Annotated in this window: 27 protein-coding genes; 16 read left to right on the top strand and 11 right to left on the bottom strand. The window is 71.5% G+C overall.

Going from position 1 to position 25,495, the window contains the following annotated elements:
• Positions 1-32: 32 nt before the first annotated feature.
• The 4 genes from HQQ88_RS15720 to HQQ88_RS15705 all read left to right on the top strand — a co-directional run bounded on the left by HQQ88_RS15720 (position 33) and on the right by HQQ88_RS15705 (position 4,472).
• Positions 33-1,055 carry a LacI family DNA-binding transcriptional regulator gene (locus HQQ88_RS15720; protein ID WP_131881010.1) on the top strand — a complete coding sequence of 341 codons (1,023 nt, stop codon included), beginning with the start codon at positions 33-35 and terminating at the stop codon, positions 1,053-1,055.
• A gap of 81 nt (positions 1,056-1,136) precedes the next feature.
• Positions 1,137-2,156, top strand: a complete 1,020-nt coding sequence (locus HQQ88_RS15715; RefSeq protein ID WP_173170158.1) for a Gfo/Idh/MocA family protein — start codon at positions 1,137-1,139, stop codon at positions 2,154-2,156.
• Positions 2,153-3,181 carry a Gfo/Idh/MocA family protein gene (locus HQQ88_RS15710; protein WP_367917036.1) on the top strand — a complete coding sequence of 343 codons (1,029 nt, stop codon included), beginning with the start codon at positions 2,153-2,155 and terminating at the stop codon, positions 3,179-3,181. The genes HQQ88_RS15715 and HQQ88_RS15710 overlap by 4 nt, the downstream gene beginning before the upstream one ends.
• A 49-nt stretch (positions 3,182-3,230) precedes the next feature.
• Complete coding sequence (locus tag HQQ88_RS15705; protein WP_173170156.1) at positions 3,231-4,472, top strand: MFS transporter; 1,242 nt, start codon at positions 3,231-3,233, stop codon at positions 4,470-4,472.
• Positions 4,473-4,487: 15 nt separating this feature from the next.
• Here the strand turns inward: HQQ88_RS15705 and HQQ88_RS15700 are convergent, their stop codons facing one another.
• Entirely contained in the window at positions 4,488-5,120 is a 633-nt protein-coding gene (locus HQQ88_RS15700; RefSeq protein ID WP_367917035.1) for an ATP-binding cassette domain-containing protein, read from the bottom strand.
• A gap of 50 nt (positions 5,121-5,170) precedes the next feature.
• On the opposite strand from HQQ88_RS15700, the gene aztB reads away from it, so the two are divergent.
• Genes aztB through HQQ88_RS15680 form a run of 4 tightly spaced genes read left to right on the top strand, consistent with a single transcriptional unit; the run spans position 5,171 to position 9,418 of the window.
• On the top strand, positions 5,171-6,049 hold the full coding sequence (aztB, locus tag HQQ88_RS15695; protein ID WP_173170154.1) for a zinc ABC transporter permease AztB: 879 nt from the start codon (positions 5,171-5,173) through the stop codon (positions 6,047-6,049).
• A complete protein-coding gene (locus tag HQQ88_RS15690) occupies positions 6,046-7,287 on the top strand; it encodes an ABC transporter (protein ID WP_173170152.1) in 1,242 nt (413 codons plus the stop codon). The genes aztB and HQQ88_RS15690 overlap by 4 nt, the downstream gene beginning before the upstream one ends.
• A gap of 35 nt (positions 7,288-7,322) precedes the next feature.
• Complete coding sequence (locus tag HQQ88_RS15685) at positions 7,323-8,213, top strand: metal ABC transporter substrate-binding protein (RefSeq protein ID WP_173170298.1); 891 nt, start codon at positions 7,323-7,325, stop codon at positions 8,211-8,213.
• A 26-nt stretch (positions 8,214-8,239) separates the two neighbouring features.
• Positions 8,240-9,418: a hypothetical protein gene (locus HQQ88_RS15680; RefSeq protein ID WP_173170150.1), complete on the top strand. Its 1,179-nt coding sequence runs from the start codon at positions 8,240-8,242 to the stop codon at positions 9,416-9,418.
• 79 nt (positions 9,419-9,497) lie between these two features.
• Here the strand turns inward: HQQ88_RS15680 and HQQ88_RS15675 are convergent, their stop codons facing one another.
• Positions 9,498-9,854: a VOC family protein gene (locus tag HQQ88_RS15675; RefSeq protein WP_123294566.1), complete on the bottom strand. Its 357-nt coding sequence runs from the start codon at positions 9,852-9,854 to the stop codon at positions 9,498-9,500.
• A gap of 177 nt (positions 9,855-10,031) precedes the next feature.
• On the opposite strand from HQQ88_RS15675, the gene HQQ88_RS15670 reads away from it, so the two are divergent.
• Positions 10,032-10,490 (top strand): DUF4383 domain-containing protein, encoded by a 459-nt coding sequence (locus HQQ88_RS15670; RefSeq protein ID WP_111086495.1) that lies wholly within the window; start codon positions 10,032-10,034, stop codon positions 10,488-10,490.
• Between the two features lie 144 nt (positions 10,491-10,634).
• Positions 10,635-11,456 carry an aldo/keto reductase gene (locus HQQ88_RS15665; protein ID WP_123294565.1) on the top strand — a complete coding sequence of 274 codons (822 nt, stop codon included), beginning with the start codon at positions 10,635-10,637 and terminating at the stop codon, positions 11,454-11,456.
• Positions 11,457-11,527: 71 nt separating this feature from the next.
• Here the strand turns inward: HQQ88_RS15665 and HQQ88_RS15660 are convergent, their stop codons facing one another.
• The gene (locus HQQ88_RS15660) at positions 11,528-12,115 is read right to left on the bottom strand and encodes a HEAT repeat domain-containing protein (RefSeq protein WP_173170148.1); all 588 of its coding nucleotides are present in this window, start codon (positions 12,113-12,115) and stop codon (positions 11,528-11,530) included.
• Entirely contained in the window at positions 12,115-12,522 is a 408-nt protein-coding gene (locus HQQ88_RS15655; RefSeq protein WP_173170146.1) for a hypothetical protein, read from the bottom strand. Before HQQ88_RS15655 ends, HQQ88_RS15660 begins: the two co-directional genes overlap by 1 nt.
• 163 nt (positions 12,523-12,685) lie before the next feature.
• On the opposite strand from HQQ88_RS15655, the gene msrA reads away from it, so the two are divergent.
• Positions 12,686-13,207, top strand: coding sequence for a peptide-methionine (S)-S-oxide reductase MsrA (gene msrA / locus HQQ88_RS15650; RefSeq protein ID WP_173170144.1), 522 nt, complete (start codon positions 12,686-12,688; stop codon positions 13,205-13,207).
• A gap of 90 nt (positions 13,208-13,297) precedes the next feature.
• On the opposite strand, the gene HQQ88_RS15645 is transcribed toward msrA, so the two are convergent.
• Complete coding sequence (locus HQQ88_RS15645; RefSeq protein ID WP_131844884.1) at positions 13,298-14,299, bottom strand: aldo/keto reductase; 1,002 nt, start codon at positions 14,297-14,299, stop codon at positions 13,298-13,300.
• Between the two features lie 159 nt (positions 14,300-14,458).
• Between HQQ88_RS15645 and ppk2 the strand changes: the two genes are divergently transcribed.
• From ppk2 to HQQ88_RS15630, 3 genes are all read left to right on the top strand, one after another.
• Positions 14,459-15,367, top strand: coding sequence for a polyphosphate kinase 2 (gene ppk2, locus HQQ88_RS15640; protein WP_243692344.1), 909 nt, complete (start codon positions 14,459-14,461; stop codon positions 15,365-15,367).
• 86 nt (positions 15,368-15,453) lie between these two features.
• Positions 15,454-15,990, top strand: coding sequence for a hypothetical protein (locus HQQ88_RS15635; protein WP_173170142.1), 537 nt, complete (start codon positions 15,454-15,456; stop codon positions 15,988-15,990).
• A complete protein-coding gene (locus HQQ88_RS15630; protein ID WP_173170140.1) occupies positions 15,987-16,502 on the top strand; it encodes a DUF6611 family protein in 516 nt (171 codons plus the stop codon). The genes HQQ88_RS15635 and HQQ88_RS15630 overlap by 4 nt, the downstream gene beginning before the upstream one ends.
• A 42-nt stretch (positions 16,503-16,544) precedes the next feature.
• Here the strand turns inward: HQQ88_RS15630 and HQQ88_RS15625 are convergent, their stop codons facing one another.
• Positions 16,545-17,354 (bottom strand): N-acyl homoserine lactonase family protein, encoded by an 810-nt coding sequence (locus HQQ88_RS15625; protein ID WP_165901286.1) that lies wholly within the window; start codon positions 17,352-17,354, stop codon positions 16,545-16,547.
• 76 nt (positions 17,355-17,430) lie between these two features.
• Here HQQ88_RS15625 and HQQ88_RS15620 point away from each other — a divergent pair, with 76 nt between their 5' ends.
• Positions 17,431-18,081: a cyclase family protein gene (locus tag HQQ88_RS15620; RefSeq protein ID WP_173170137.1), complete on the top strand. Its 651-nt coding sequence runs from the start codon at positions 17,431-17,433 to the stop codon at positions 18,079-18,081.
• Positions 18,078-18,764: an alpha/beta hydrolase gene (locus HQQ88_RS15615; RefSeq protein WP_173170135.1), complete on the top strand. Its 687-nt coding sequence runs from the start codon at positions 18,078-18,080 to the stop codon at positions 18,762-18,764. The genes HQQ88_RS15620 and HQQ88_RS15615 overlap by 4 nt, the downstream gene beginning before the upstream one ends.
• Positions 18,765-18,794: 30 nt before the next feature.
• Here the strand turns inward: HQQ88_RS15615 and HQQ88_RS15610 are convergent, their stop codons facing one another.
• From HQQ88_RS15610 to HQQ88_RS15590, 5 genes are all read right to left on the bottom strand, one after another.
• Positions 18,795-20,072: an amidohydrolase family protein gene (locus HQQ88_RS15610; RefSeq protein ID WP_173170133.1), complete on the bottom strand. Its 1,278-nt coding sequence runs from the start codon at positions 20,070-20,072 to the stop codon at positions 18,795-18,797.
• A gap of 19 nt (positions 20,073-20,091) precedes the next feature.
• On the bottom strand, positions 20,092-20,910 hold the full coding sequence (locus tag HQQ88_RS15605) for an ABC transporter ATP-binding protein (RefSeq protein ID WP_111086467.1): 819 nt from the start codon (positions 20,908-20,910) through the stop codon (positions 20,092-20,094).
• Complete coding sequence (locus tag HQQ88_RS15600; RefSeq protein WP_367917034.1) at positions 20,907-22,667, bottom strand: dipeptide/oligopeptide/nickel ABC transporter permease/ATP-binding protein; 1,761 nt, start codon at positions 22,665-22,667, stop codon at positions 20,907-20,909. Before HQQ88_RS15600 ends, HQQ88_RS15605 begins: the two co-directional genes overlap by 4 nt.
• Entirely contained in the window at positions 22,660-23,721 is a 1,062-nt protein-coding gene (locus HQQ88_RS15595; RefSeq protein ID WP_173170131.1) for an ABC transporter permease, read from the bottom strand. Before HQQ88_RS15595 ends, HQQ88_RS15600 begins: the two co-directional genes overlap by 8 nt.
• 86 nt (positions 23,722-23,807) lie before the next feature.
• Positions 23,808-25,388: an ABC transporter substrate-binding protein gene (locus HQQ88_RS15590; protein ID WP_165918706.1), complete on the bottom strand. Its 1,581-nt coding sequence runs from the start codon at positions 25,386-25,388 to the stop codon at positions 23,808-23,810.
• Positions 25,389-25,495 lie beyond the last annotated feature (107 nt).

Here is a 25,495-nt window from a genome sequence, read left to right as displayed (position 1 = left end):
GGAGCCCGTCGTGGGACGGATATGGTTGCCGCATGTCCGAGGTCCGAACCGCACGCCAGCGCGCCACGATCCAGGACGTCGCCGACGAATCAGGACTCTCCCGGGGCACCGTCTCACGGGTCCTGAACGACGAACCGTACGTGTCGCCCGAAGCCCGCGAAGCCGTGCAGGCAGCCGTCCGGCGCGTCGGCTACGTGCGCAGCGCGGCGGCCCGGAGCCTGGTCACCCGACGCTCCGGAGCGATCGCCCTGATCGTGCACGAGCCGTCGGTCCAGGTGCTCGACGACCCGAACATCGGCAACATCCTGATCGGCACCAACACGGTGTTGTCGCAGGCCGACCAGCAGCTCGTCACGATCATGGTCGACTCGGCCCGCGACAACGAGCGCGTCGTCGAGTACCTGCGCGGCGGGTTCGTCGACGGTGCCATCGTGCTGTCCGCCCGCGACGGCGACCCGATCACCCGGGCGATCGAGGAGATCGGCATGCCGGCGTGCTTCGTCGGCCACCCGTCCGACGCCGCGAACATCTCGTACATCGGCATCGACAACCGCGCGGCCGCCGAGCAGATCACCCGGCGCCTGGTCGCCACCGGCCGAAAGCGGATCGGCATGCTCGCGTCCGGACTCGACCGCGACTCGGGGCAGGACCGACTGGCCGGCTTCACCGCGGCCCTCGGCGACCGCTTCGACCCCGAGCTGGTGGCCCGCAACCCGCTGTTCAGCTACACCGCCGGCGCCGACGGCATGCGTGAGCTCCTCGACCGGGCCCCCGACCTCGACGGGGTGTTCGCCGCCTCGGACGCCGTGGCTGCCGGCGCGATGGACGTCCTGCAGCGCAGCGGCCGGTCGGTCCCCGGTGACGTCGGCGTGGTCGGCTTCGACGACAGCGCCTGGGCACTGCGTTGCGATCCGCCGCTGTCGACGGTCCGGCAACCCGCGCACACCCTCGGCGAGAGCGCGGCGCAGCAGGTGCTCGCGCAGATCGCCGGTGCCGACGAGGGCCCGCACGGACTCATCCTGCCGACCGAGGTGGTCTGGCGCGGCTCAGCCTGAGCACCACCCTCCGACCGCCGGCTCGGTAGCATGGCCCGGTCCCCGTCACCGTCGACCGGTCCACCCCGCGAAGGAGCCCCGATGCCCCCGACCCCTCCCCGGATCGGCCTCGTCGGCGCTGGCGGCATCGCCCACGCGCACATGCCCGGCCTGCTCCGCCTCGGCCCGGTCGTCGTGTACGCGCAGGACGGTGCACCGGAGCTCGCGGCGGCGTTCGCCCCTGCTGCAGCCGCCGCGGGGTCGTCGATCACCGTCGTCGACTCGCTCGACGACCTGTTCGCGGCCGTCGACGTCGTGGACGTGGTGACGCCGACCTTCGCCCACGCCGAGGTCGTGCGGGCCGCACTCGCCGCCGGCAAGGACGTCGTGTCGGAGAAGCCGCTCGCCCGGACCGACGCCGACGCTGCCGACCTGGTGGCCCGTGCGCGGGACGCTGGCCGACAGCTCTTCCCGGCCCACGTGGTGCGCTTCTTCCCCGCGTACGTGCGCCTGCACGACGCCGTCACCACGGGCCTCCTGGGCGACCTGGCCGTCCTGCGGTTCGTGCGCTCCGGGGCCTTCCCGATCCGCACCGCGTGGTTCGCCGACCGGGCACTGTCCGGCGGCATCGTGATGGACCAGATGATCCACGACCTCGACATCGCGCGGTGGGTCGCCGGGCCGGTCAGCACGGTGTCGGCGGTCGGCGTCCGTGCCGGCACCGAGGCCGAGCCGGTGGAGGCAGCACACGTCCTGCTCACGCACGAGTCCGGCGCGATCAGCCACGTCGCCGGGATCTGGGGACCGCAGCACCTCGCGTTCTCGACCGAGTACTCGGTGACGGGCACGCGCGGCAGCCTGGCGCACCGGTCGCTCGACGAACAGGACTACGTCGCCGACCTCGCGGTGCCCAACGCCGCGGACGGCTTCCTGCCCGAGGTCGACCCCGCCGACGACCCGTACGGGCTCGAGCTGGCCGAGTTCCTCGGAGCGTTCGCCGGCGGCGCCGCTCCGCGGGTGACGGCGGCGGACGGCGCCGAGGCAGTCCGGATCGCGAACGCGGCACTCGATTCGATGGACACCGGGCAGCCGGTGTCCCTGACGACGGGGGCTCGCGCGTGACCGCTCTGAAGATCGCCGTGATGTCGTTCGCCCACACCCATGCGATCGGCTACCTCACCGCCCTCACCGCGATGCCGGGGGTCGAGGTCTGCGGTGCCGATCCGGGCGGCGTCAGCACGGGCGAGACCGTCATCGAGCTCCGCGGCCGCGACCTGGCCGACGAGCTCGGGGTCGACTACGCGGAGACGTACGACGAGCTGCTCGCCTGGGGCCCGGACGCCGTCGTCGTCACGAGCGAGAACGCCCGGCACCGCGAACTCGTCGAGGCCGCGGCCGCCGCCGGTGCGCACGTCCTGTGCGAGAAGCCGCTCGCGACCACGTTGGAGGACGGCCTCGCGATCCGCGACGCCGTCGAGGCGGCGGGCGTCATGCTCATGGTGGCGTTCCCGGTGCGGTTCACCTCGGCGTTCGACAAGCTCCGCGCAGCGCACGACTCCGGGGCGCTCGGGCAGCTGTTCTCGGTCCGCGGCGCGAACAACGGCATGCTCCCCCTGACCCGGTCGTGGTTCACCGAGCCGGAGCTGTCCGGCGGCGGCGCGATCGTCGACCACGTCGTGCACATCGCGGACCTGCTCGAGGGCCTGATGGGGTCGGCACCCGTCACCGTGACCGCGGTGGCGAACCGCACACTGCACGCGGCCCGGGCGCAGGCGGAGACCGCCGGACTCGTCACGATCACGTACGCGAACGGCGTCGTCGCCGCGATCGACTGCTCGTGGAGCAAGCCGGACACCTCGGCGGTGTGGGGTGGGCTGACGCTCGACGTCGCCGGGACGGGCGGCACGGTGTCGCTCGACTTCTTCGGGGCGGCTGCTCGCGGGATCATCGCGGAGACCGGGCTGCCGATCGAGTCCCGTTACGGCGCCGACCCCGATGCCGCGATGCTCCGGACGTTCGTCGATGCCGTCCGGGCGGGCGTGCAGCCGCAGCCGGACGTGCACGTCGGGCTGCGGACCCTGTCGATCGTGCTCGCGGCGCAGGAGTCGGTGGCGTCGGGCCGCACCGTGCCGGTACCCGCCGAGTAACGACACGACACGCGGGAATGGCCTGCGACCGGCACTGCTTGACGAACCCATGACCTCGTCAGCAGAGCGCCGCGGGTGGCTCGGTGTCACGTCCGTCGCACTCGGATCCTTCGTCCTCGTGCTCTCCGAGTTCCTGCCGATCGGACTCCTGCCCGCCATCGCCGCCGACCTCGACGTCGGGATCGGCACGGCCGGGCTCATGGTCGTCGCCACCGGGCTGGTCGGTGCCGTCGCGGCGCCGGTCGTCACGGTCCTGACCTCGCGCGTGGACCGCCGTGTCGTGCTCGTCTCGCTGACCGTGCTGCTCGTGGTGGCGGACGGGCTCGCGGCGATCGCGCCCTCGTTCGGTGTGCTGCTCGTGGCCCGGATGCTCCTGGGCGTCGGCATCGGCGGGTTCTGGGCGATCGGCGCCGGCATCGCCGGTCGACTGGTCCGGCCGGCCGCCACGATCCGGGCGACCTCGCTCATCACCGCGGGCGTCTCGGTCGCGACGGTCGTGAGCCTGCCGCTCGGCGCCCTCGTCTCGTCGCTCGCCACCTGGCGGCTCGCGTTCGTCATCGGCGGCGTGCTCGGCCTGGTCGCGCTCGTCCTGCAGCTCGCGATGCTGCCGCGCATCCCCGCGCAGCAGCAGGTCCGGTTCGCGACGCTCGGCTCGCTGCTCCGCGTCCCCCGTGCCCGTGTCGGTCTGATCGCCGCCGCGTTCCTGTTCGCCGCACAGTTCGCCGCCTACACGTACATCGCGCCGTACCTGCAGGACCTGGTCGGGGTCGGCCCGGACACCGTCACGCTCGCGCTGCTGGTGTTCGGCGTCGCGGGGATCGTCGGGAACTTCGCCGCGGGCTTCACCCTGGGGCGGAGCGTGCTCGGGACGATCAGCGTGTCCAAGATCGCCCTCGCGGTCGCCGTGGTCCTGCTCCCCCTGCTCGCGCACTCCGTCGTCGGGGTGTTCGTGCTGCTCGTGGTGTGGGGGCTGGTCTGGGGCGCGTTGCCGCTCGGCATGCAGACGTGGATGTCCACCGCCTCGCCCGCCGGGTCCGAGACCGGGCTCGCGCTGTTCGTCACGACCATCCAGCTCGCGATCGCCGCGGGATCGGTGCTCGGCGGCGCAGCGGTGTCGTCGTTCGGCCTCGCCGCGGACTTCTGGTTGTCCGGAGGGGTCGCCGTCGTGGGCGCGATCGTGCTCGTCTCCCTCGGGCTGCGCCGCTCGAGCGCGGTGCCGGTCGCCGACGAGGCTCCGGCACCCGTGCCGGTGACGACCTCGACGGGTTCCGTCGCCGTCGCCTGCCCCTGACCGCCACCCGCGCCGTCAGAGCGCGGGGAGGGTGACCACGGCGTCGGCTGCGGCGATCGCCACCGGATCGTGTGCGGCGTGCACGACCACCACGCCGTCGGCAGCCTCGGCGGCGAGCGCCGCCACCACGAGCGCCGCGGACGCCGCGTCGACGCCGGCCGTCGGTTCGTCGACGAGCAGCACCCGCGCCCGCTGCGCCAGCCCGAGTGCCACGAGCGTGCGCTGCCGCTGGCCGCCGGACAACGCGTCGAGCGGGCGGTCGGCCAGGTCCGCGATCGCCATCCGCTCGAGCTGCGCGTCGACGACGACGCGGTCGTCGCGTCCGAGCGGTCGCCACCAGGCCCGGTGACGCCACCGCCCCATCGCGACGGTCGCGCGGACCGTGAGCGGGAGCGTGGTCGGCGGGACGGACTGGCTCACGTGGGCGACGCCGTCGGACGGGAGGCCCGTGATGCGCCCGGCGGTCGGCCGCAGCACGCCCGACACCACGTCGAGCAGCGTCGACTTGCCGGACCCGTTGGGTCCGGTCAGCGCGGTGACCCGGCCGGCCGGGAAGGCCGCGTCGAGGCCGTCGAGGACGGTCCGCTCCCCGCGCAGGGCGGTCACCTGCTCGAGGCGGACGGCTGGTCGTGTGTCGGCTGCTGGCACCTGAACACGCTATCAGTATCGATAGTCGTTTTCATGTAGCGTCTCGGATCGTGACCTGGCTGACCGACCCCTTCACCGTCGACTTCATGGTGCGCGCCCTGACCGGCGGCTCCCTGGCCGCGGTGCTGTGCGCCGTCGTCGGGACGTGGGTGCTCGTGCGCGGGATGGCGTTCCTGGGCGAGGCACTGTCGCACGGCATGCTGCCCGGCGTCGCGATCGCAGCGCTCACCGGAGTCCCCGCGGTGCTCGGCGCCGCCGTGAGTGCCGGGGTGATGGTGTTCGGCGTCGGGGCGCTGCGACGGCGCGGTGGCTTGTCCTACGACACCTCGATCGGGCTGCTCTTCGTCGGGATGCTCGCGCTCGGGGTCATCATCGTGTCGGCATCGCGGTCCTTCGCCACCGACGTCACCGCGATTCTGTTCGGCGACGTGCTCGCCGTCACCCGCGCCGACCTCGTCGGCCTGGCGATCGCCGTCGCCGTCGCCCTGCTCGTCGCCGCCGTGTTCCACCGACCGTTCACGGCACTCGCCTTCGACGTCCGCAAGGCCGCGACGCTCGGCCTGCACCCCCGCCTCGCCGAGGTGGTCCTCATCGGACTGGTCACACTCGCCGTCGTCGCCTCGTACCGCGCGGTCGGCACCCTGCTGGTCGTCGGACTGCTGCTCGCGCCCGCCGCCGCGGCCCGCGCCTGGACGAAGCACGTGGCCTCGACGATGCTCCTCGGCGCGGTGCTCGGTGTCGCCGCCGTCCTGGTCGGCCTGCTCGTCTCGTGGCACGCCGGCACCGCCGCCGGCGCCAGCATCGCGGCCGTCGCCGTCGCCGGGGTCGCCCTGTCCCGAGGGCTGGCAGCCGTCGCACGCAGCACCGCGCGCGCGACCACCAGGCCCGTCGAACACCCCGTCCGAGCACCAGCACGAGAGGCACCATGAACCACGACCCGACCACCGACCGCCCACACACACGCGCACGACAAACGCGACTCCTCGGCGCCCTGGGCCTGACGACCGGCCTCGCGCTCACCGTCACGGCGTGCTCCACCGCGTCGACACCGCCGGCCGACGACGCCAGCGCGACCACGGCCCCGCACGGCTGGGTGGCGGGCGCGACCGAGTCCCAGGAACCGCAGCTGGGCCTCCTGGCCGTCTCCGCGACCGGCGAGACGGCGCTGCACGACCTGCTCACCGGCGAGACGACCGACCTGGACCGCGTCGGCGCAGCCGAGCACTCCGCGACCGACGGTCGGTTCCTGGTGACGAGCGGCGGCAACCGCACCACGGTCATCGACGGGGGCTCCTGGACCGTCGACCACGGCGACCACACGCACTACTACGCCGCCGAGCCGCGCGTCGTCGGGACGCTCGAGGGCGGCGGTCCGGTCCAGGTGCACTCGTCGGAGACGATGACCACGATCGCCTGGCCGGAGCGCGGCGAGGCGGTGGTGCTCGACCGCGCAGCACTCGGGCAGGGCGAGCTCGACGAGACCGCACGACTCGACGCGACCGTGCTGCTGCCGCTCGGCGAGCACCTGGTGGCTGCCGAGGGCGATACCGTCCGCGTCCTCGACACCGACGGAGAGCAGACCGGGTCGACCGAGCCGACCGGGTCGACCAGCGCCGGACAGGCCTGCACCGACCCCGCTGGTGGGATCGTCACCCGCGCAGGCGCCGTGGTGGGCTGCGCCGACGGAGCGGTCGTCGTCGACGATGCCGGCGCGACCTCGTTCGTCGCACTGCCGGACGACGCCGAGCGTCCGACCGCCTTCGCCGCACGGGCCGGCCGCCCCACGGTCGCCGGACTCGCGGGCGACACCGGCTTCTGGTTGCTCGACGTCCGACAGGGCTCCTGGCAGCACGTGCCGACCGAACGGCCGCTGCGTGCGGTGGTCGCCGTCGACGACCAGGACGAGCACGCGGTCGGGGTCGACGACGCCGGTCGGGTGGTCGTGGTGACCGCCTCGACCGGGAAGGTCGCGACGACCGACCCCCTGGTCGACAGCGACACCGACACCGACACCGCGCCGCTGCTCCAGCTCGACGCGCAGCGCGCCTACGTGGCCGACCCCACGGCCGCCGTCGTGCACGAGGTCGACTTCGCGGACGGCGCCCGCGTGGCCCGGACCATCGAGCTCCCGTTCGCGCCCGTCGCGTTCGCCGAGGTGGGACTGTGAGCGGAACCACGCCGGTCGGGCGCACCGCGCGTGCGGTGGCAGCGGCCCTCGTCGTCACCGCCCTCGCCGTCACGACAGCCGGCTGCACCACGACCGGGTCGGACCGTCCACTCGTCGCCGTGACGACGAACATCCTGGGCGACGTCGTGACCGAGGTCGTCGGCGACGACGTCGACGTCATGGTGCTCATGCCCCCTGGCGGCGACCCGCACTCGTTCGAGGTGTCCGCGCAGCAGGCGGCGCGACTCCGGAGCGCAGACCTGGTGGTCGAGAACGGCCTCGGGCTCGAGGAAGGGGTGGCCCACCACGTCCGCGCCGCGGCCGACGACGGCGTGGCCGTCTTCACCGCCGGAGACGCGATCGGCGCCCTGGAGTGGACCACCGACGACGACAGCGGCCCGGACCCGCACTTCTGGACGGACCCCGCGCGCATGGTCGACGTGGTCGAGGCCCTCGACGACGAGCTGGACGCCGTCGGCATCGACGCTCCCGGCGCCGAGGCCTACACCGACCGGCTCGAGGCCCTCGACGACGACATGACCGCCGCGTTCGACACCATCCCCGCCGATCGCAAGGCCCTGGTGACGAACCACCACGTGTTCGGCTACCTCGCCGACCGCTACGGGTTCCGGGTGGTGGGTGCCGTGATCCCGAGCGGCACGACCCTGGCGTCCCCGAGTGCCGCCGATCTGCGTGACCTGGCGGACGCGATCGAGCACGCGGGCGTCCCGACGATCTTCGCCGACGCCTCCCAACCCGCACGCCTGGCCGAGGTCCTGGCGGACGAGGTCGACGTGCAGGTGTCGATCCGCTCGCTGGCGAGCGAGTCCCTGACCGAGGACGGCGCTGCGTCGACCTACCTCGGGATGATGCGCTCGAACACCGACTCGATCGTCGACGGCCTGACGGCTCCGATTTCTAGATGAGAATGAGAATCAGTACAGTGATGCCCATGACCAGAACCAAGACCCTCCGCGCCGCAGCACTGCCGGCCGCGCTGCTCGGCACCGTTGCCCTGGCCCTGACCGGGTGCGCCACGAACGCAGCCGACGCCGAGAGCACCTCGACCCCGAAGGCGGACAGCACCCGCATCACGCTGACCTACGACGGCGGCCTGCTCGTGCTCGACCAGGACCTGCAGGTCGTGGCCGACGACGCCGTCGACGGCTTCACCCGCGTGAACCCCGCCGGCGACGGCCGCCACGTGCTCGTCACGGTGCCCGAGGGCTTCCGGGTGCTCGACACCGCAGCGGACCCGGCCCTCACCGACGAGGTCTTCCCGGCCGACACCGGTGGGCACGCCGTCGTGCACGGCGACCGCACCGCCCTGTTCGCCGACGGAACCGGCGACGTGACGACCTTCGACAACACCGACCTCGACGGCGACGCCCCGCCCGACGCCCGGACCACCGAGTCCGAGGCGGCGCACCACGGCGTCGCGATCGAGCTCGAGGACGGCACGCTCCTGACCACCATCGGCACCGAGGAGAGCCGGAGTGGCGTCCGAGCCCTGGACGCCGACGGCGAGGAACTCACCCGCTCCGAATCGTGCCCGGACGTGCACGGCGAAGGTGCGGTCCAGGACGAGGTCGCGGTCTTCGGCTGCACCGACGGCGCGCTCGTCTACGCCGACGGCGCGTTCGAGAAGCTCGACGCCCCGACCGAGTACGGCCGCACCGGCAACCTGTTCACCACGGACACGTCGTCGGTCGCGGTCGGTGACTACAACGACGACCCGGACAGCGAGGGCTACCTGCTCGACCAGATCGCCCTGATCGACGCGGCCTCGGGGAAGTACACCGTCGCGGACCTGCCCGACGGCGTCGGCTTCACGTTCCGCGACCTGGCGCGCGGCCCCGGCGACGAAGCGGTGGTCCTCGGTGACGACGGCGCCCTGCACACCTTCGACGAGACCAACGGGGAGCAGCTCGACTCGTTCCCCGTGATCGACGCGTGGGAGGGCCCGGCCGAGTGGCAGGACGCCCACCCCGCCGTGAAGGTCGCCGGCGACATCGCCTACGTCACCGACCCCGCCGAGCGGAAGGTGCACGCCGTCGACCTGACCACCGGCAAGATCGTCGCCTCCAGCGACGCACTGCCGGGCGTGCCCAACGAGATTGCGGTCGCGTAGCGCTCTCGACGGAACCAGACGGCGGACGGGAGGCCCGTGGCGACACCGCCACGGGCCTCCCGTCCGTCCTGGGGTCGCGTCAGCCCTGCGGCGGCGCGTAGAACTGCAGGTCGTTGCCCTCGCTGTCCTTGAACGGGACGATCTTGCCCCACGGGTGCTCACTGATCTCGCCCTGCACGTCCGCACCACGCTCGCGGATGCTGGCCAACTCGTCTTCGATCGACCCGTCCGGCTGGAACGTGATGACCGCTCCCCCGCCGCTCGACGGACTCGCCGACTCACGGCCGTTCAGCCCGATCATCAAGCCGTTCGCGTCGATCTCGCTCCAGTCGTCGGACTCGTCCGTGACCGTCAGTCCGAGGGTGTCGCGGTAGAACGCGACCGCCCGCTGCATGTCGGTGACCGGGACCCATACCGCTGCGACTCCGCTTGCCATGGTGCTGCCTTCCGTCGGTGTTGCCGTACGGCGGAGCGTAGGCAGCACGCGATGCGCACCGACTCAGCGGTCCCTCGTGCGTTCGGAAATCGGATGGCACCTGCAATCCGACTGCGCATCGGCCTCGAATGCCCTGTGCGCGACATCCGTGGCGCGCTCGACAAGAGAGGTCTCACCATGACCAGCAACGCAGCAACCGCTCGCAACCGCACCGGCTCGACGTGGACCCAGAAGGGTGCGCTCCTCTTCGGTGTCGTCTTCCTGATCGTCGGCATCGCCGGCTTCATCCCCGGACTCACGATGGACATGGGCTCGATGTCGATGGCCGGTCACGGCTCCATGGCCTTGCTCCTGGGCCTGTTCCAGGTGTCCGTCCTGCACAACATCGTGCACCTGCTCTTCGGCATCGTCGGACTCATCGCAGCCCGTTCGGCGTCGGGCGCTCGCCTGTACCTGATCGTCGGCGGCATCGTCTACGCGGTCCTGTTCGTCTACGGTCTGTTCACGGCCGGCATGGCGGACCCCGCGAACTTCGTCCCCCTGAACAGCGCGGACAACGTCCTGCACGCGTTCCTCGCCGTCGCGATGATCGTCCTCGGCTTCGTGCTGCCGCGCATCGGCGCGCGCACGCGCTGATCGCTCCGGACGCGACCAGAAGCGCTCCGGACGCGACCAGAAGACCGACGGGAGGCCCGTGGCGACACCGCCACGGGCCTCCCGTCCGTCTCCGCGTTGCGTCCCGTGACCGCCCCCGGAACCGAGCGGCGTACTGTCCGCAACATGCCTGCTCTCACCGACACGTTCACCCTGTCCAACGGCCTGCACATCCCGAAGATCGGCTTCGGCACCTGGCAGATCCCGTCCGGCGACGACGCCTACGACGCCACGAAGACCGCCCTGGACGCCGGCTACCGCCACATCGACACCGCCCTGGCCTACGGCAACGAGGCCAGTGTCGGCCAGGCCATCCGTGACAGCGCCGTCCCCCGCGACGAGGTCTTCGTCACGACGAAGCTGCCCGCCGAGATCAAGACCGCCGACGGCGCCCGTGAGGCCTTCGAGACCTCGAGCCGCAACCTCGACGTCGGCGTCATCGACCTGTACCTCGTGCACGCGCCGTGGCCCTGGGACGCCATCGGCTCCGACCACCGCGACGGCAACGTCGAGGTGTGGAAGGTGCTGGAAGAGGTCTACGACGCCGGCCGGACCCGCTCGATCGGTGTCTCGAACTTCGCCGTCGCCGACCTCGAGGACCTGCTCGGCCGCACCGACGTCGTCCCGCACGCCAACCAGATCCGTTGGTTCATCGGCAACACCCAGGACGAGACCACCGCGTTCGACCGCGAGCACGACATCCTCACCGAGGGATACTCGCCGCTCGCCACCGGTGGCCTGCTCGAGAACACGCAGATCGCCGAGATCGCGGCGAAGTACGACAAGTCCGTCGCCCAGGTCGCGATCCGCTACCTGCTCGAGAAGGACGTCCTGCCGCTGCCGAAGTCCACCACCCCGTCGCGCATCGCCGCGAACGCCGACGTCGACTTCGTGCTCTCCGCCGACGACGTGGCCGCGCTCGACGCACTCGAGGACACCACGAACTGACGCGGCCCCACCCCGGATCGGAGGCGCGGGGCCCGCTGGCCCCGCGCCACCCGTCAGTCAGACCGCGGGCTTCACCCGATCTTCCGCAGCCCGAGCGCAGCCTTCTTCCGCACCCACGGGCGGTCGTCGGTCAGCTTTTCCTCCAGGGCCTCGCGCGCTCGCGGGTTCGGCCGCTTGCTCACTGCGAAGACGGCATGCCCGCTGATGTCGTGGTCGTCCATGAGTTGCAGGAGGACGTCGACCGCTTCGGGCCGCTTCGACTTCCCCAGCGCGAGGGCCACCATCTGCCGTGCACGTCCGTACTGAGGATCGAGCGCGAGCGCTGCCACGTCATCGAAGTAGGTGTCCACGTACGCGGTCTCGATCGAGTTCCCCACAGCCCAGCGCGTGCCCGCTTCGTCAGGGAAGTTCCGGAACGCCTCGATCAGCGCGGGCATCGCGGTTCCCTTCGCGGATGGATTGCTCAACGCCCGAGCGACGTCCTGTTGCATTGCCGGCGTCCGTGCCTTCCGCAGCCACTCGATCAGCAGGGGGACCGCGTCCTTGTAACGAATCCCGGCCTGGGCGAAGACGGACAGGTTCGAGAAGTCGTACCCCAGCTTGCGGAGGCCGGCCAGGATCGCCGATTGCTCGGCGGCTTCTTCTGGAGTGAACGGCATCAGGTCCTCAGGAGCTCGTATCGGCGCGGCACGCGCAAGAACATCATCGGACCGACAGGTCCATCGCGACGACCGCGAGCGCGAAGACCAGGATGATCACCACGAGACCGACGATCCGGCGTCAGCACCCGCCGCCGGATCGTCGGTGGGCCGGAGGCACCGAACACCCACGTCACGATCGTGACGATCAGCGCGACCAGCGGCACGAGGAACTGCGCGGTCTCCCCGACCGCGTACGAACACTGCAAGGTGACGTCGGAAGCACAGGGCGTGTACTGCTCCAGCTGCGCGGCGAGCATCCCCGGCAGCGAACCGATCGTCGCGAACACCTCGAGGAACACCAGGCAACAGAGCGCGAGGCCCAGCGGCCACGAACGTCGCGGGTGGCGCAGGCCATCGTCGGGCAATGCTGACCTCTTCATGTGAGCCCGACCGTACCGCAGAGGCGACGCAGAGCACGTCCTCGTACTGTCGAGGTGTGCCGGCCCGGCGACGGGAACAGACAGCCCCGGTTGTCGGTTGCACCACACGGTGCCGCAGCCAGCGGCACGACGACCTCAGGAGGCCACCATGACCACCACCGAAACCGCCATCCTCGCCGGCGGCTGCTTCTGGGGAGCGCAGCAGCTCCTCCGCCGCCGACCCGGCATCATCAGCACCCGCGTCGGCTACTCGGGTGGCGACACCCCGAACGCGACGTACCGCAACCACGGTGACCACGCCGAGGCGGTCGAGATCGTCTTCGACCCGTCGGTGATCTCGTACCGCGACCTGCTCGAGTTCTTCTTCCAGATCCACGACCCGTCGACGAAGGACCGCCAGGGCAACGACGTCGGCCGTGCCTACCGTTCGGCGATCTTCTTCACGTCGCCCGAGCAGGAGCAGGTCGCGCGCGACACCATCGCGGATGTCGACGCGTCGGGCATCTGGCCCGACAAGGTCGTCACCGAGGTCGAGCCCGCTGGCGACTTCTGGCAGGCCGAAGAGGAGCACCAGGACTACCTCGAGAAGTACCCGGCCGGGTACACGTGCCACTTCGTGCGTCCGGGGTGGAAGCTCCCGCACCGCGACGAGGCGACCGCGGCGGTCTAGGGCAACCCACCAAGAGACGGGAGGCACGGTGCCAGCTGGCACCGTGCCTCCCGTCTGCTCTTGGGTCACGCCCACTGCATCCGGCGTGCGTCAGCCGCGCGGCACCAGTGCGTCGATCGCGGCGAGCTCCTCGTCGGTGAGCGGGGCACCCGCGAGCGAGTCGAGCGTGCCGTCCAGCTGACGGACGCTCGATGCCCCGACCAGCGCCGACGTGACGGCGGGCTGCCGGAGCACCCACGTGATCGCGAGCTGCGCGAGCGTCTGCCCGCGGGCCGCAGCGATGTCGTTGAGCGCCCGCGCCGTGGTCAGGTACTCGTCGTCGATGCGGTCCGCACCGAACCAGCGGCCCTCGGCCGCACGCGACCCCACCGGAACCGAACCGTCCAGGTACCGGTCCGTCAGCAGCCCACCGGCCAGCGGCGAGAACACGATCGCACCGGTGCCGAGACGCGTGAGCTCGTCGAAGAGCCCGTCCTCGGGGACCCGGTCGAACATGTTGTAGCGCGGCTGGTGGATGAGCAGGTGCATGTTCTCGGCGGCGAGCGCCTCGGCTGCCGCGGCGGTCTGCGCCGGGTCGTAGTTCGAGATGCCCGCGTAGAGCGCCTTGCCCGAACGGACCGCGGTCACGAGCGCGCTGACCGTCTCCTCGATCGGGGTCTCGGGGTCGGGACGGTGCGAGTAGAAGACGTCGACGTAGTCGAGCCCGAGGCGCCCGAGCGACTGGTCGAGCGACGCGAGCATGTACTTGCGGGAGCCCCGGTCACCGTACGGGCCCGGCCACATGTCGTAGCCGGCCTTCGTCGACACCACGATCTCGTCACGGTACGGACGCAGGTCCGACTCGAGGATGCGGCCGAACTGCTCCTCGGCCGACCCGGGAGGCGGACCGTAGTTGTTCGCCAGGTCGAAGTGGGTGATCCCGCGGTCGAAGGCGTGCAGCACGATGTCGCGCTGCGTGGCGAGTGCACGGTCGGCGCCGAAGTTGTTCCACAGGCCGAGGGAGATGCGCGGCAGCATGAGGCCACTCCTTCCCACGCGCTGGTACGGGAGCTGCTCGTAGCGGTCGGCGGCAGGCAGGTGGACGTCAGGCATCGTTGCTCGATCCGGGGTCGGGGACAGGCCATCGAGAACGCTACCGCTTCGGGTCACGCAGCCGCTTGGTCACCTGAGGGACACGTCCGGTTGGGCAGTTGTCGGGTCACACAGGACAGGATGGGACCAGCCGACCGATCGGCGGGCAGAGGAGACACCGTGGACACAGCGCCGTACTCGCAACCACTCCGGGAGTACATCGAGCAGCTCCGGACCGAGGGCTACAGCGTCGCCGACGGGCACACCGCCGACCCGGACCTCATCGACCCGCACGGCAACCCCGTCCTGACGTGGCGCGACGACTACCCGTACGACGAGCGGTTGCCGCGCGAGGAGTACGAGTTCGCGAAGTACCAGCTGCAGATCGAGCTCCTGAAGTGCCAGTACTGGCTCGAGGACACCGGCCAGAAGGTCGTCGTGCTGTTCGAGGGGCGTGACGCCGCGGGCAAGGGCGGCACCATCAAGCGGTTCACGGAGCACCTCAACCCCCGCACCTCGCGCGTGGTGGCGCTCAGCAAGCCGAGCGAACGGGAACGCGGTGAGTGGTACTTCCAGCGCTACGTGCAGCACCTGCCGTCGGCCGGCGAGATGGTCCTGTTCGACCGCTCCTGGTACAACCGCGCCGGCGTCGAGCGGGTGATGGGGTTCTGTGACGACGCCGAGTACGAGTCGTTCATGACCCAGGTGCCGCAGTTCGAGCGGATGCTCGTCGACTCCGGCATCCACCTGACGAAGTTCTGGTTCTCGGTCACCCGCCGCGAGCAGCGCACCCGGTTCGCGATGCGGCAGCTCGACCCGGTTCGCCGGTGGAAGCTGTCCGACATCGACCTGCTGTCCCTCGACCGCTGGGAGGACTACACCGAGGCGAAGATGGCGATGTTCACGCGCACCGACAAGCGGTACGCGCCGTGGACCATCGTGCGGTCTAACGACAAGAAACGCGCCCGACTCAACGCGATGCGGTACTTCCTGACGCAGTTCGACTACCCGGACAAGGCGGTCGACGTGATCGGCAAGCCGGACCCGCTCATCGTGCGGCGCGGCAAGCGGGACGTCGACATCGAGTGAGCGGACCGTCAGGAGTCGGCGCTCGGGCGTAGGGGTTCCGTCAGGGCACCTTCCCCCTTGCCCGTCCGCGCGGGAACGTGTCCGGTGTGACACTGACAGCGATCATGCCGACGCTCCGTGCGTCCCTGCCGGATCCGATGGACCCGGTCCTGTGGCCGGCCCACACCGTGGCGACCACCGACGACCTGGTGGTCGCCGCGATCTCGATGGTCCGGCTCGCCGACCTGACCGGCACCCCGAGCGTGCACACCGCGGAGCAGTCGCCGCCGCGCTACCGCCCCCGCGGCTGGACCCCTCGTGACGTCAGCGTCGCGGTCGCGTCGGTCACCCGGGTCCGACGGCCGCGCACCGGGGTGGTGCTCCTGGAACTGGACGCGGTCCTGCCGACCTGCGCCGTGCTCGACCAGGTGCGCCTGATCGGACGCCGGAGCACCGCTCCCCTCGCCACGATGTACGTCGTCACCCGATGTGACGGTCAGGCCGACGGTCCGTTCCACCGCCTCCCGGCTCCGCTGCCGGCCGACGTCCGCGATGGCGACCTGGTCTGCTTCCCCTGCCTGACGACCGTCCGGCACCGGGACGTCGTCCCGGTCCGCGCCGAACTCCTGCCGGTGGGACGGTGACCACGGCGACGTCCGTCCGCGACCGCCTGCTCGACGGGCCGCACCTGTGGGGCCGCTACACGATCCGGCCGGTGGGACGCACGATGTGGACCTCGCGGACCCTCGTCGTGTTCCCGCCCGGGACGAACACGAGTGAGCGCCTGCTGCTCCGGGCGTGGCACGTGTGGCCCGCCGTCGGGGCGTTCTCCGCGCTCGTGGTCGTGGTCCTGGCGGTCTCGGTACCGGCGGCGGGCATGCCCGTCGGGCTCGCGCTGTACGCCGCGGGGTTCGTCGTCCTCGGCCGGGCCACCAGGCGGCTGCGGCCGCGGGTGCGCTCGATCACCGTGACCACGTTCCTGGGCACCGGTCGGCCGGAGGTGCACGGCGACGAGCGACTCCTCGCCGGGTCGCTCGACGCGCTCTCGATCTTGGAGCGGGCGGTGCGGGCGCACCGGCTCGCGCCCGTCGACTTCGAGCTCATCTGGGCGGACGTGTGGGCTGCACTGCCGGAGCAGCCGCCACGGGCAGGGTGACCCATCCCGAGCGCGGTGCCCCGCTGGCTCGGACCCGCCGGCTCAGCGCCGCCAGGCCGCCCACTCGGGGTCGTGCCCGGGCCAGACCTCGACGCCGGGCTCGGCGGCCAGGTCCGCCAGCCGGTCGATCGAACGCTGCGCCTCGAGCTCGTCCCCGGCCCTCCCCACCCACCCGCACGGAGTCCGCTCGGTGAGGTTCCGCTCGAGGTCGGCGGCGTCGCACGCGAGCACCACGGTCCGATCCGGCAGGTCGACGCGGAACGACTGGTGCCCCGGCGTGTGTCCGCGGGTGTCGAGTGCAGTCAGGCCGGGTGCCAGTTCCGTGTCCCCGTCGAGCAGGAACACCCGGACGTCGGCGTCGAGCACGTCGTCGACGACGACCGTCTCCCGCCGGCCGATGCCGCTCCGCAACCAGTCCCACTCCCGTCGCTGCAGCGCGACCGGGGTGCCCGGTGGGACGAGCCGCAGGCCGCCCGTGTGGTCGAGGTGCACGTGCGAGATAGCGCAGAGCGCCAGGTCGTCCCAGGCCAGTCCCGCAGCCGCGACCCCCTCGGCGAGCGCGTCGCCCGGCGGCACGACCGCCGTGTAGCTCTCGTACTCGTAGTGCGCGGCCCGCTCCTCGGGGTCGCGCACGCGGTCGACGTTGAACCCACCGTCGAGGAGCACCCAGCCGTGGTCGAAGACGACGGCCGCGGCGGTGACGGGTTCGAGCAGGAAGCGTGCGGGATCGCCGCCCCGCAGGGAGATCGACTCGGGGATCGGTTCCCACCCGAGCACGAGCGGCACGACCCGCTCTGGCCGACCGCCGACCACGAGTCCAGCGCGCGTCGTCTCGTCGAACGCGTTCGCCATGCCTTGCACCTCCGTGATGATTGGATACAATTTGTAGCAATCCGAATCCATTGTGCCGGAGTTCCGGGAGGACGCCATGACCGACGCGATCGACATCAACATCCCCATCTCCCCCGAGATGCTGCACTGGGGCCGGCGCCCCACCTTCGAGATGGTCGAGGAGATCGCGGACGGGTACCCGTCGGACGTGTCCCGCTGGCTGATCGGTGCGCACACGGGCACGCACGTCGACGCCCCGTCGCACTTCGTGCCCGGCGCGACGACCGTCGACGAGATCGCGCTCGAGAGCATGGTCGGCCCGGTCCGCGTCCTCGACCTGCGACACGTCGTCGAGGAGATCACCGCCGACGACCTCGAGGAGGCGGGTGCGGCCGGCGCCGAGCGCGTGCTGTTCCGCACGCGCAACTCGACCGACGCGCTGACCCGGAACGAGCGGTCGGAGACGTGGGTCGGCCTCGGCCCGAGCGGCGCGCAGTGGCTGGTCGACCGCGGGGTCCGGTTCGCCGGCATCGACTACATGACGATGGAGGCCCCGGCGCACACCGAGGCGTGGCCGACACACGTCGCCCTGTGCGGCGCCGGCGTCGTGATCCTCGAGAACGCGGACCTGTCCGAGGTCGAGCCCGGCGACTACCTGATGGTCTGCCAGCCGGTGCCGTTCGCGGGGCGCGAGGCCGCTCCCGCTCCGACCGTCCTGCTCCCCCTCGCCGTGGCGACCCACGCATGAGCGTCCACGTGGTCCTGGTCCACGGTGCCGGCGGTTCGCCGTCCACCTGGTCGTCCGTCGCCCCGCTCCTGCGCGACCGCCGCATCCCGTACACGCTCGCCGACAACGCGATGACCTCGCTCCGCGACGACGAGGCCTCGGTCCGCGCCCTGGTCGACGGCATCGACGGCCCGGTCCTGCTCGTCGGCCACTCCTACGGCGGCGCCGTCATCACGAACGCGGGCACACACGACCGCGTCGTCGGACTGGTCTACGTCGCGGCCTTCGCTCCGGACGCGGGCGAGTCGGTCTCCGGGATCGTCGAGACCCGGGAACCCGCTCTCGTCTCGCAGTACATGCACCGCGGCCCGGCCGGCGAGTGGATCGCACAGGACGACGAGGAGTCGCGGCTGGCGCTCGCCTGGGACGTCCCGGAGGACGTGCTGCTCGCCGCACGTGCCGAGGGGCGGGTCACCGCCGACGCCGCGTTCCAGCAGTCCACCGGTGAGCCCGCGTGGCGGACCCGCCCGAGCTGGTACCTGGTCGCCACGTGCGACCGGCACCTGCTGCCCGCGATCCAGCGCGACTTCGTCGCCCGGATGGGTGCAGTGGTCCACGAGGTCGACACGAGCCACGCGGTCGCGCACGCCGCTCCGGACCGGGTCGTCGCCGTCATCGAGCGCGCGGTGGTCGCGCTGCGCTGACCACCGTCGGCTGCGCGGGTGGTGCCACGGTCAGGAGGCCGTGGTCACCAGTCCGTCCAGGTCCTTGACCACACGACCCGCCTGCAGGACCGCGCGCACGCTGGCAGCGTCGGCCAGCGCGCCGACGTCGGCGAGCGGGTCGACGCCCGAGACGACCAGGTCACCGGCCTTGCCGGGCTCGACGGAGCCGAGCCGGGCCTCCAGACCGAGCAGCCGGGCACCCTGCAGCGTGCCGGACGTGATCGCGTCGAGCGGCGAGAGCCCGACCTGCACGAGGCGGGCGAGCTCGGCGAGGTTCCGACCGTGCGGGTGCACACCCGCGTCGGTGCCGAGCGCGACGGGCACGCCGGCGGCGACGGCACGTCGCACGCTGTCGAGGCCGCGAGCGTGCAGTGCCGCGCGCTGTGCGAGGCGTTCCGCAGAGGCGGTGGACGGGTCGAGTTCGCGCAGGAGCGTGCTGAGGGTGGGGACGAGCACCGTGCCGCGTTCGACCATGAGCGCGATGGTCTCGTCGTGCAGGTCGTAGCCGTGTTCGATGCTGGCGGCTCCGCCGAGCACGGCGGCACGGACCGCGGCGTCGGTGAGCGCGTGGGCGGTGACCGGGCGGCCGCCGCGTTCGCCGACCAGGTGGACGACGAGCCGTACCTGGTCCTCGGTGATGCCGACGTCGTCCGGGTCGTCGGTCGGCGAACCGACCCCTCCGGACGTGGAGACCTTGATCGCGTCGGCACCGGTGCGGAGCAGCGAGCGGACCGTCCGGACGACGTCCTCGTCGGTGTCGACGACGCCCGGCGCGGGCATGCCCGGCCGGACGGCCCAGGCCGGCAGCGACCCGTTCGGCCGGACCGGGTCGGCGTGGCCACCGGTCGGCGAGAGCATGGCGATCGCGAGGTGCAGGCGCGGACCGACGACGGTGCCCCGGGCGACGGCGTCGCGGTAGCCGGGGGTCAGCCCGTCCAGGTCCCGCGCGGTCGTGACGCCGGCGTGCAGGGTGCGCCGGAGCACCTCGGCGACCTCGAGCACGTGCTCCTCCGGGAACCGTGCCCGCTGTTCCTCGGGCGTCGTCGGCACCATGCTGAGGTGCACGTGCGCGTCGACGAAGCCGGGCAGCAGCCACCGGCCGGTCAGGTCGACCGTCGGCACGTCCGCGGCCGGGGCGCGCCGGGGACCGACGTAGGTGACGTCGCCGTCACGCAGCTCGACCTCGGCGTCGGCGCGGGGCGGCGCACCCGTGCCGTCGACCAGGGTCGCGCCGACCAGTCGGAGCACGCCGTCGGCGTGCGGGGTCGTCGGGAGTCGTGCCGCCACAGCGGGCCTTCCGGGTCGGTCAGCCGGCCAGGCTGAAACGGGCGGAACCGGGGTCCGCGTCGAGGAGACGACGCGTGTACCAGTGCTGCGGATCGGCGTAGATCTGCTCGACCGGACCGGCCTCGACGACCTCACCCTGGTACAGCACGACGACCTCGTCGCTCACACGCTGCACGACCGCCAGGTTGTGCGAGATGAACATCATCGTCAGGCCGAGGGACTCCTTGATGTCGGCGAGCAGCTCCAGGATCTGCGCCTGTACCGAGACGTCGAGCGCCGAGGTGATCTCGTCGGCGATGACCAGGTGCGGGTCGATGACGAGGCCGCGGGCGATGGCGATGCGCTGCCGTTGCCCGCCGGAGAACTCGTGCGGGTAGCGGTGCATCATGTCCCGGGACAGCCCGACCCGCTCGAGCCAGCCGCCGATGCGGTCCTCGTGGGTGGCGACCCGGGGGCGGACGGGGTCGATCGCCTCGGCCAGGGTCTGCGCGACGGTCCGTCGCGGCGAGAGCGACGAGTACGGGTCCTGCGGGATCATCTGGATCCGGCGGCGGTACCCGCGCAGGGTCGACCGGTCGGCCGCGGTCAGGTCGACGCCGTCCACCGCGGCGCTGCCCGAGGCGGGCTTCACGGTGCCGACCAGGACCTTGGCGAGGGTGGACTTGCCCGAGCCGGACTCGCCGACGACGCCGACGGTGCGACCTCGCTCGAGGCGGAGGTCGACGCCGTGCAGGACGGTCGTCGAGCCGAACGCGACGTCGAGGGCGCGGACGTCGATCATGGGGGCCGTGCCGGTGTCGGTTGCGCGGCGTTCGCGTGTCGTCGTGGTGTCGGTCATGCGTGTGCCTCCGCCTGTTCGGTGCGCGTGGACTCCGTGGGCACGGTGGACTCTTTGCGCACCGTCACGACCGGGGTGGCCGCGAGGAGCTGCTTCGTGTACGGGTGGTCGACGGTGTCCGGGGAGAGCCCGGCGACGTCGTCGATGCGCTCGACGATCTCGCCGTTCCGCATCACCAGGACCCGGTCGCACAGGGCCCGGACGACGCCGAGGTCGTGGGAGATGAACAGCACGGCGGTGCCGGAGTCCTCGTTCATCCGCTTCAGCACGGTCAGGACCTCGCGCTGGACGGTGACGTCGAGTGCGGTCGTCGGTTCGTCCGCGATGAGCAGGTCGGGCTTCGTGCTCATCGCCGACGCGATCATCGCGCGCTGCTTCATGCCGCCGGAGAGCTGGTGCGGGTACTGGCGCAGTCGACCCTCGGGATCGGTCAGCATCACGGCGCGGAAGCCCTGTGTCAGGAGTCGGATCGCGTCACGTCGGCTGTGTCGCAGCCGCATCCGCAGCACGTCGGACAACTGAATGCCGAGCACCATGGCCGGGTTCAGCGCGGTGCCCGGGTCCTGGTAGACGAGCCCGATGCGGGAGGCGAGCACGCGGTCCGGCACACGACCGAGCAGGTCGACGCCGCCGAGTTCGAGCCGCCGCGCGGAGCCCTCGAGCCCCTCGCCCAGCAGCTTGGCGACGAGCGAGGCCGTCAACGACTTGCCCGAACCGGACTCGCCGACGATCCCGAGCACCTCGCCCCGCCGGATGGTGAACGAGACGTCCTTGACCAGGGCGCGTCCACTGGCGGCGTGCTGCACCGAGATGCCGTCCGCGACGAGCACGGCGTCGTCCTCGACCGCGAGCGTCGACGGGCCGGTCGCGCGGGTGGTGCGGGACCGCGTGGTGTTCGACCGCGGGTTCGCGGCAGCGGCCAGTCCGTCCCCGACGAGCAGGGCGGCGAGGGAGGCGAAGGTCAGCGCGACCGCGGGGCCGACGATGACGACGGGATTCACGACGATCCGGTCGAGTCCGTCGTTGAGCAGGGTTCCCCAGTCGAACGCGGGGGTCTGCGCGCCGAGGCCGATGAAGGACAGTCCGGAGATCTCGACGAGCGAGCCGGAGAAGGCACCGGCGATCAGGATCAGCGTCGGCTCGGCCATGTTCGGCAGGACGTGCCGCATGGCGACCCGGTGCGCCGGGACCCCCATCAGGCGTGCGGTGGTGACGTACTCGCTGGTGGAGATCTTCGCCGCCAGGTTGGCGGTCAGACGGGCGAAGCCGGCGATGTTCGCGACCGCGATGGCCACGACGACCTGCACCATGCCCTGCCCGAGGATCGCTGCGACGATGATCGCGACGAGCATCGTCGGGTAGCTGACCGCGAACTCGATCCCGCGCAGCCCGAGCTCGCGCACCCGGCGGGGGGCGAGCCAGACGCCGATGCCGAGCGCGATGCCCACGATCGCGGACAGGGCCGTGGCGGCGAGCGCCATCAGGACCGTGGCCCGGGTGGCGACCAGGGTGCGCGCGAGCATGTCGCGGCCGAGGGTGTCGGTACCGAGCGGGTGCTCGGCGGTGGACCCCAGCCCAGAGGTACCGCCGATGCCCGTGGCCTGGGCGCCGAACACGAACGGTGCGACGACCGCCACGATCAGGATCAGCCCGAACATCGCCAAGCCGACGATCAGCCCGCCGTTCCACGCGAAGGTGCGGGGACGCGATGCCGGGTCGGTCGAGGCCGCCTGGACGGCGGTGATGGTGTCAGCCACGCTTCTCCCCGAGGGTGCGCGGGTCGATGAGACCCAGGATGATGTCGATGACGAGGGTGATCACGAGCGAGATGAGCCCGATCACGAAGACCGCGGCGCGGATCACGGGGTAGTCCTTGTCCACCGCGATCGCCTGCACGACGACGCCGCCCAGGCCCGGCCACGCGAAGACCGCCTCGGTGATGAGTGCCGAGCCGAGCAGGGCCGTCAGGATGATCCCGGACAGCGTCAGTGCGGTGGTGAGCAGGTTCGGCAGCATGTGCTTGGCGTAGATCGACAGCGCCGGCAGCCGCCACCCGCGGGCGGTGCGCATGTAGTCCTGCTCGAGGATGACGGCGGTCTCACGGCGGACGATGCGGGCCACCGAGCACGTGCCGCCCACGGTGAGCGAGGCGATCGGCAGGACCGCCGCCGCGCCGAAGTCGTAGGCCGGCGAGTACGCGGGCGGCAGCACGTGCAGCAGGACCGCGAAGACGACGACGAACCCGGTGGCGAGCACGTACGTGGGGATCGACGAGATCAGGCCGGTGACCGCCGAGAACGAGACGTCGAGCCAGCGGTGCCGGTCACCGCGGGTGAGGACGCCGACGGTCATGCCGAGTGCGAGTCCGAGGACGAGCAGCAGCAGGACCGCGGCGATCGTGATCGTCAGCGTGTACGGCACGGCCGTCATGACGATGTCCATCGCCGGCGCGCGGTACTTGTACGAGTCACCGAAGTCGCCCTGCACGACGCCGGCGACGTACTGCCACAGCTGGACGGGGATCGGCTGGTCGAGACCGAGTTGGTGCCGGACGAGCTCGACCTGGGCGAGCGTCGCGGTGTCGCCGGCGATGGCCGTTGCCGGGTCGCCGGGGATGAGCTGCACGATGAGGAACGTCACGAGGACGAGCAGCGCCAGGTTGATGACGAGTCCGACGGCACGGCGGAGCAGGAAGCGGCGCCATGCGCCACCGAGGCTCGCGGCCCGGGGTGCGGCGGCGGTCGGGATTCCCGGAGACCCGGGGGTGCCCGGACCGGGCACGGGGAGATGGTCGACGGTGGTGGTGCTCATCGCGGGTCCTCCTGGTGCTCCGGTCCGGGCTGGGGTGGTGCGGTGGTGCTCGTTGCGTGGTGCGTGGTGCTCGTTCGGTCAGGCGATCAGGAGACGATCCGCATCGCGGAGACGTCCCAGTAGCCCGAGAACACGTGGGTCTCGAAGCCCTTGCGGGCGACGTACCGGTGCGTGTCCGTGATGAGCGGGGTCATGTCGACACGCTCGAGGATCGACTTCTGCGCGGTGGCGAAGTCCTCGCACTGCTGGTCGGCGTCCGACGTGGCCATCGCCGCCTGGTAGGCCGCGAGTCCCTCGGGGTTGTCGCTCGAGGACACGTTCGTGCCGCCCTCGGCGTAGGTCGGTCCGACGTAGCGCGCGATCGAGGTGTTGATCAGCCCGGTCTGCGCGTCCTCGGCCGCCACGGCGACGTCCCAGGTCTTGGGCTCGGTGCGCATCTGCTTGGTCCAGTCGGCAGGGTCCGGTGCCGAGACCTTCACGGTCGCACCGGCGTTCCGCAGCGACTCCGCCAGGAAGTCGGCGGCGGGGTCCCAGTTCGACATGATGAGCAGGCGGATCGTCTTGCCCGTGAGCTCCTTCGTCGCGGCCTTCGCGTCATAGGACTGCACGAGCGACGAGTCGTCCACCGCGCAGCGGTAGCTCGCCGCGTTCACCGTGTTCTGCTCGACCCCGAGTCCGTCGAGACCGGCGTTGTTGAACCCCTTCGTGTCGATCGCCTGGGCGACCGCGGCACGGAGCGGCTGGTCGTCGGCGAACACCGAGCCGGAGCCCTCTGCCTCGTTGAACACGAGGTTGTAGGCCGAGCTGGCGAACTGCACGGTGGAGTAGTCGTCGCCGCTGAAGCGCTCGGCGTTCGAGTCGTAGAAGCGTGCGACGTCGACACCGCCGGACTGCAGCAGGTTGGCGCTCGTGTTCGAGTCGCCCTGCACGGTCAGGTTGATCGTCTTGGCCGGCTCACCGGTGACGGTCTTCCACGCCGGCCAGGCGTCGTAGTCGGACCGCAGCGCGTAGGAGACGCTCTTGCCGGCCGAGGACTTCGCGAGCGTGTACGGGCCGGACCAGGCGCCGTCGACGGTGCCGGCCGCGAGGCCCTTCGTGTCGGCGAGACCGGCCGGGCAGATGATCCCGGTACCGGGGCGGGTCAGGCCGCCGAGCAGCTGCGAGTACGGCTCGCTGAGCGAGATCGTCAGCGTGCCGGCGGCGTCGTCGGCGGTGAACTTCGGGTCACCCGAGCCGAAGGCCTGGTTCTTCCAGGTCTGCGCACCCGAGTCGTCGAGGCCGACCAGGTACTCGAAGGACTTCTCGACGACCGTCGGCGTGATCTCGGTGCCGTCGGAGCACGTGGCGCCGTCGCGGATCGTGAACTCGTACTTCGATGCCGACTCGGCGTCCCACTTCGTCGCGAGCCCGCCGATGTAGCCGCCGTCGTCGCCCTCGCCCTGCCGGAGCAGGGTGTCGAAGCCGAGTCGTGCGACCTCGACGTCCGAGCTGGCCGAGGCCTTCGCGGGGTCGAAGGTGGCCGGGGCGTACCAGAGCTCTGCGTTGATCGTGTCGGTGCTCGACGAGCTGTCGCCGCCGTCAGCGGAGCCGGACGCGGTGCACGCGCTCAGGGAGAGTCCGACGGCGGTCGCCAACGCGACGCCGACGAGGATGCGCTTCCTCACCATGGTGCTGTCCTCCAGTGGGATTCGGGGTGATGCCAGGGAGTCAGTCCCAGGGTCGGGTCCAACTTGGATCCAATTTAGAACAATCCGCATCCAACTATGTTTCGAGT

The organism is Curtobacterium sp. VKM Ac-2861 (genome assembly GCF_013204965.1).
GTDB lineage: Bacteria > Actinomycetota > Actinomycetes > Actinomycetales > Microbacteriaceae > Curtobacterium.
This window is presented reverse-complemented; position numbering and strand designations above follow the sequence as displayed.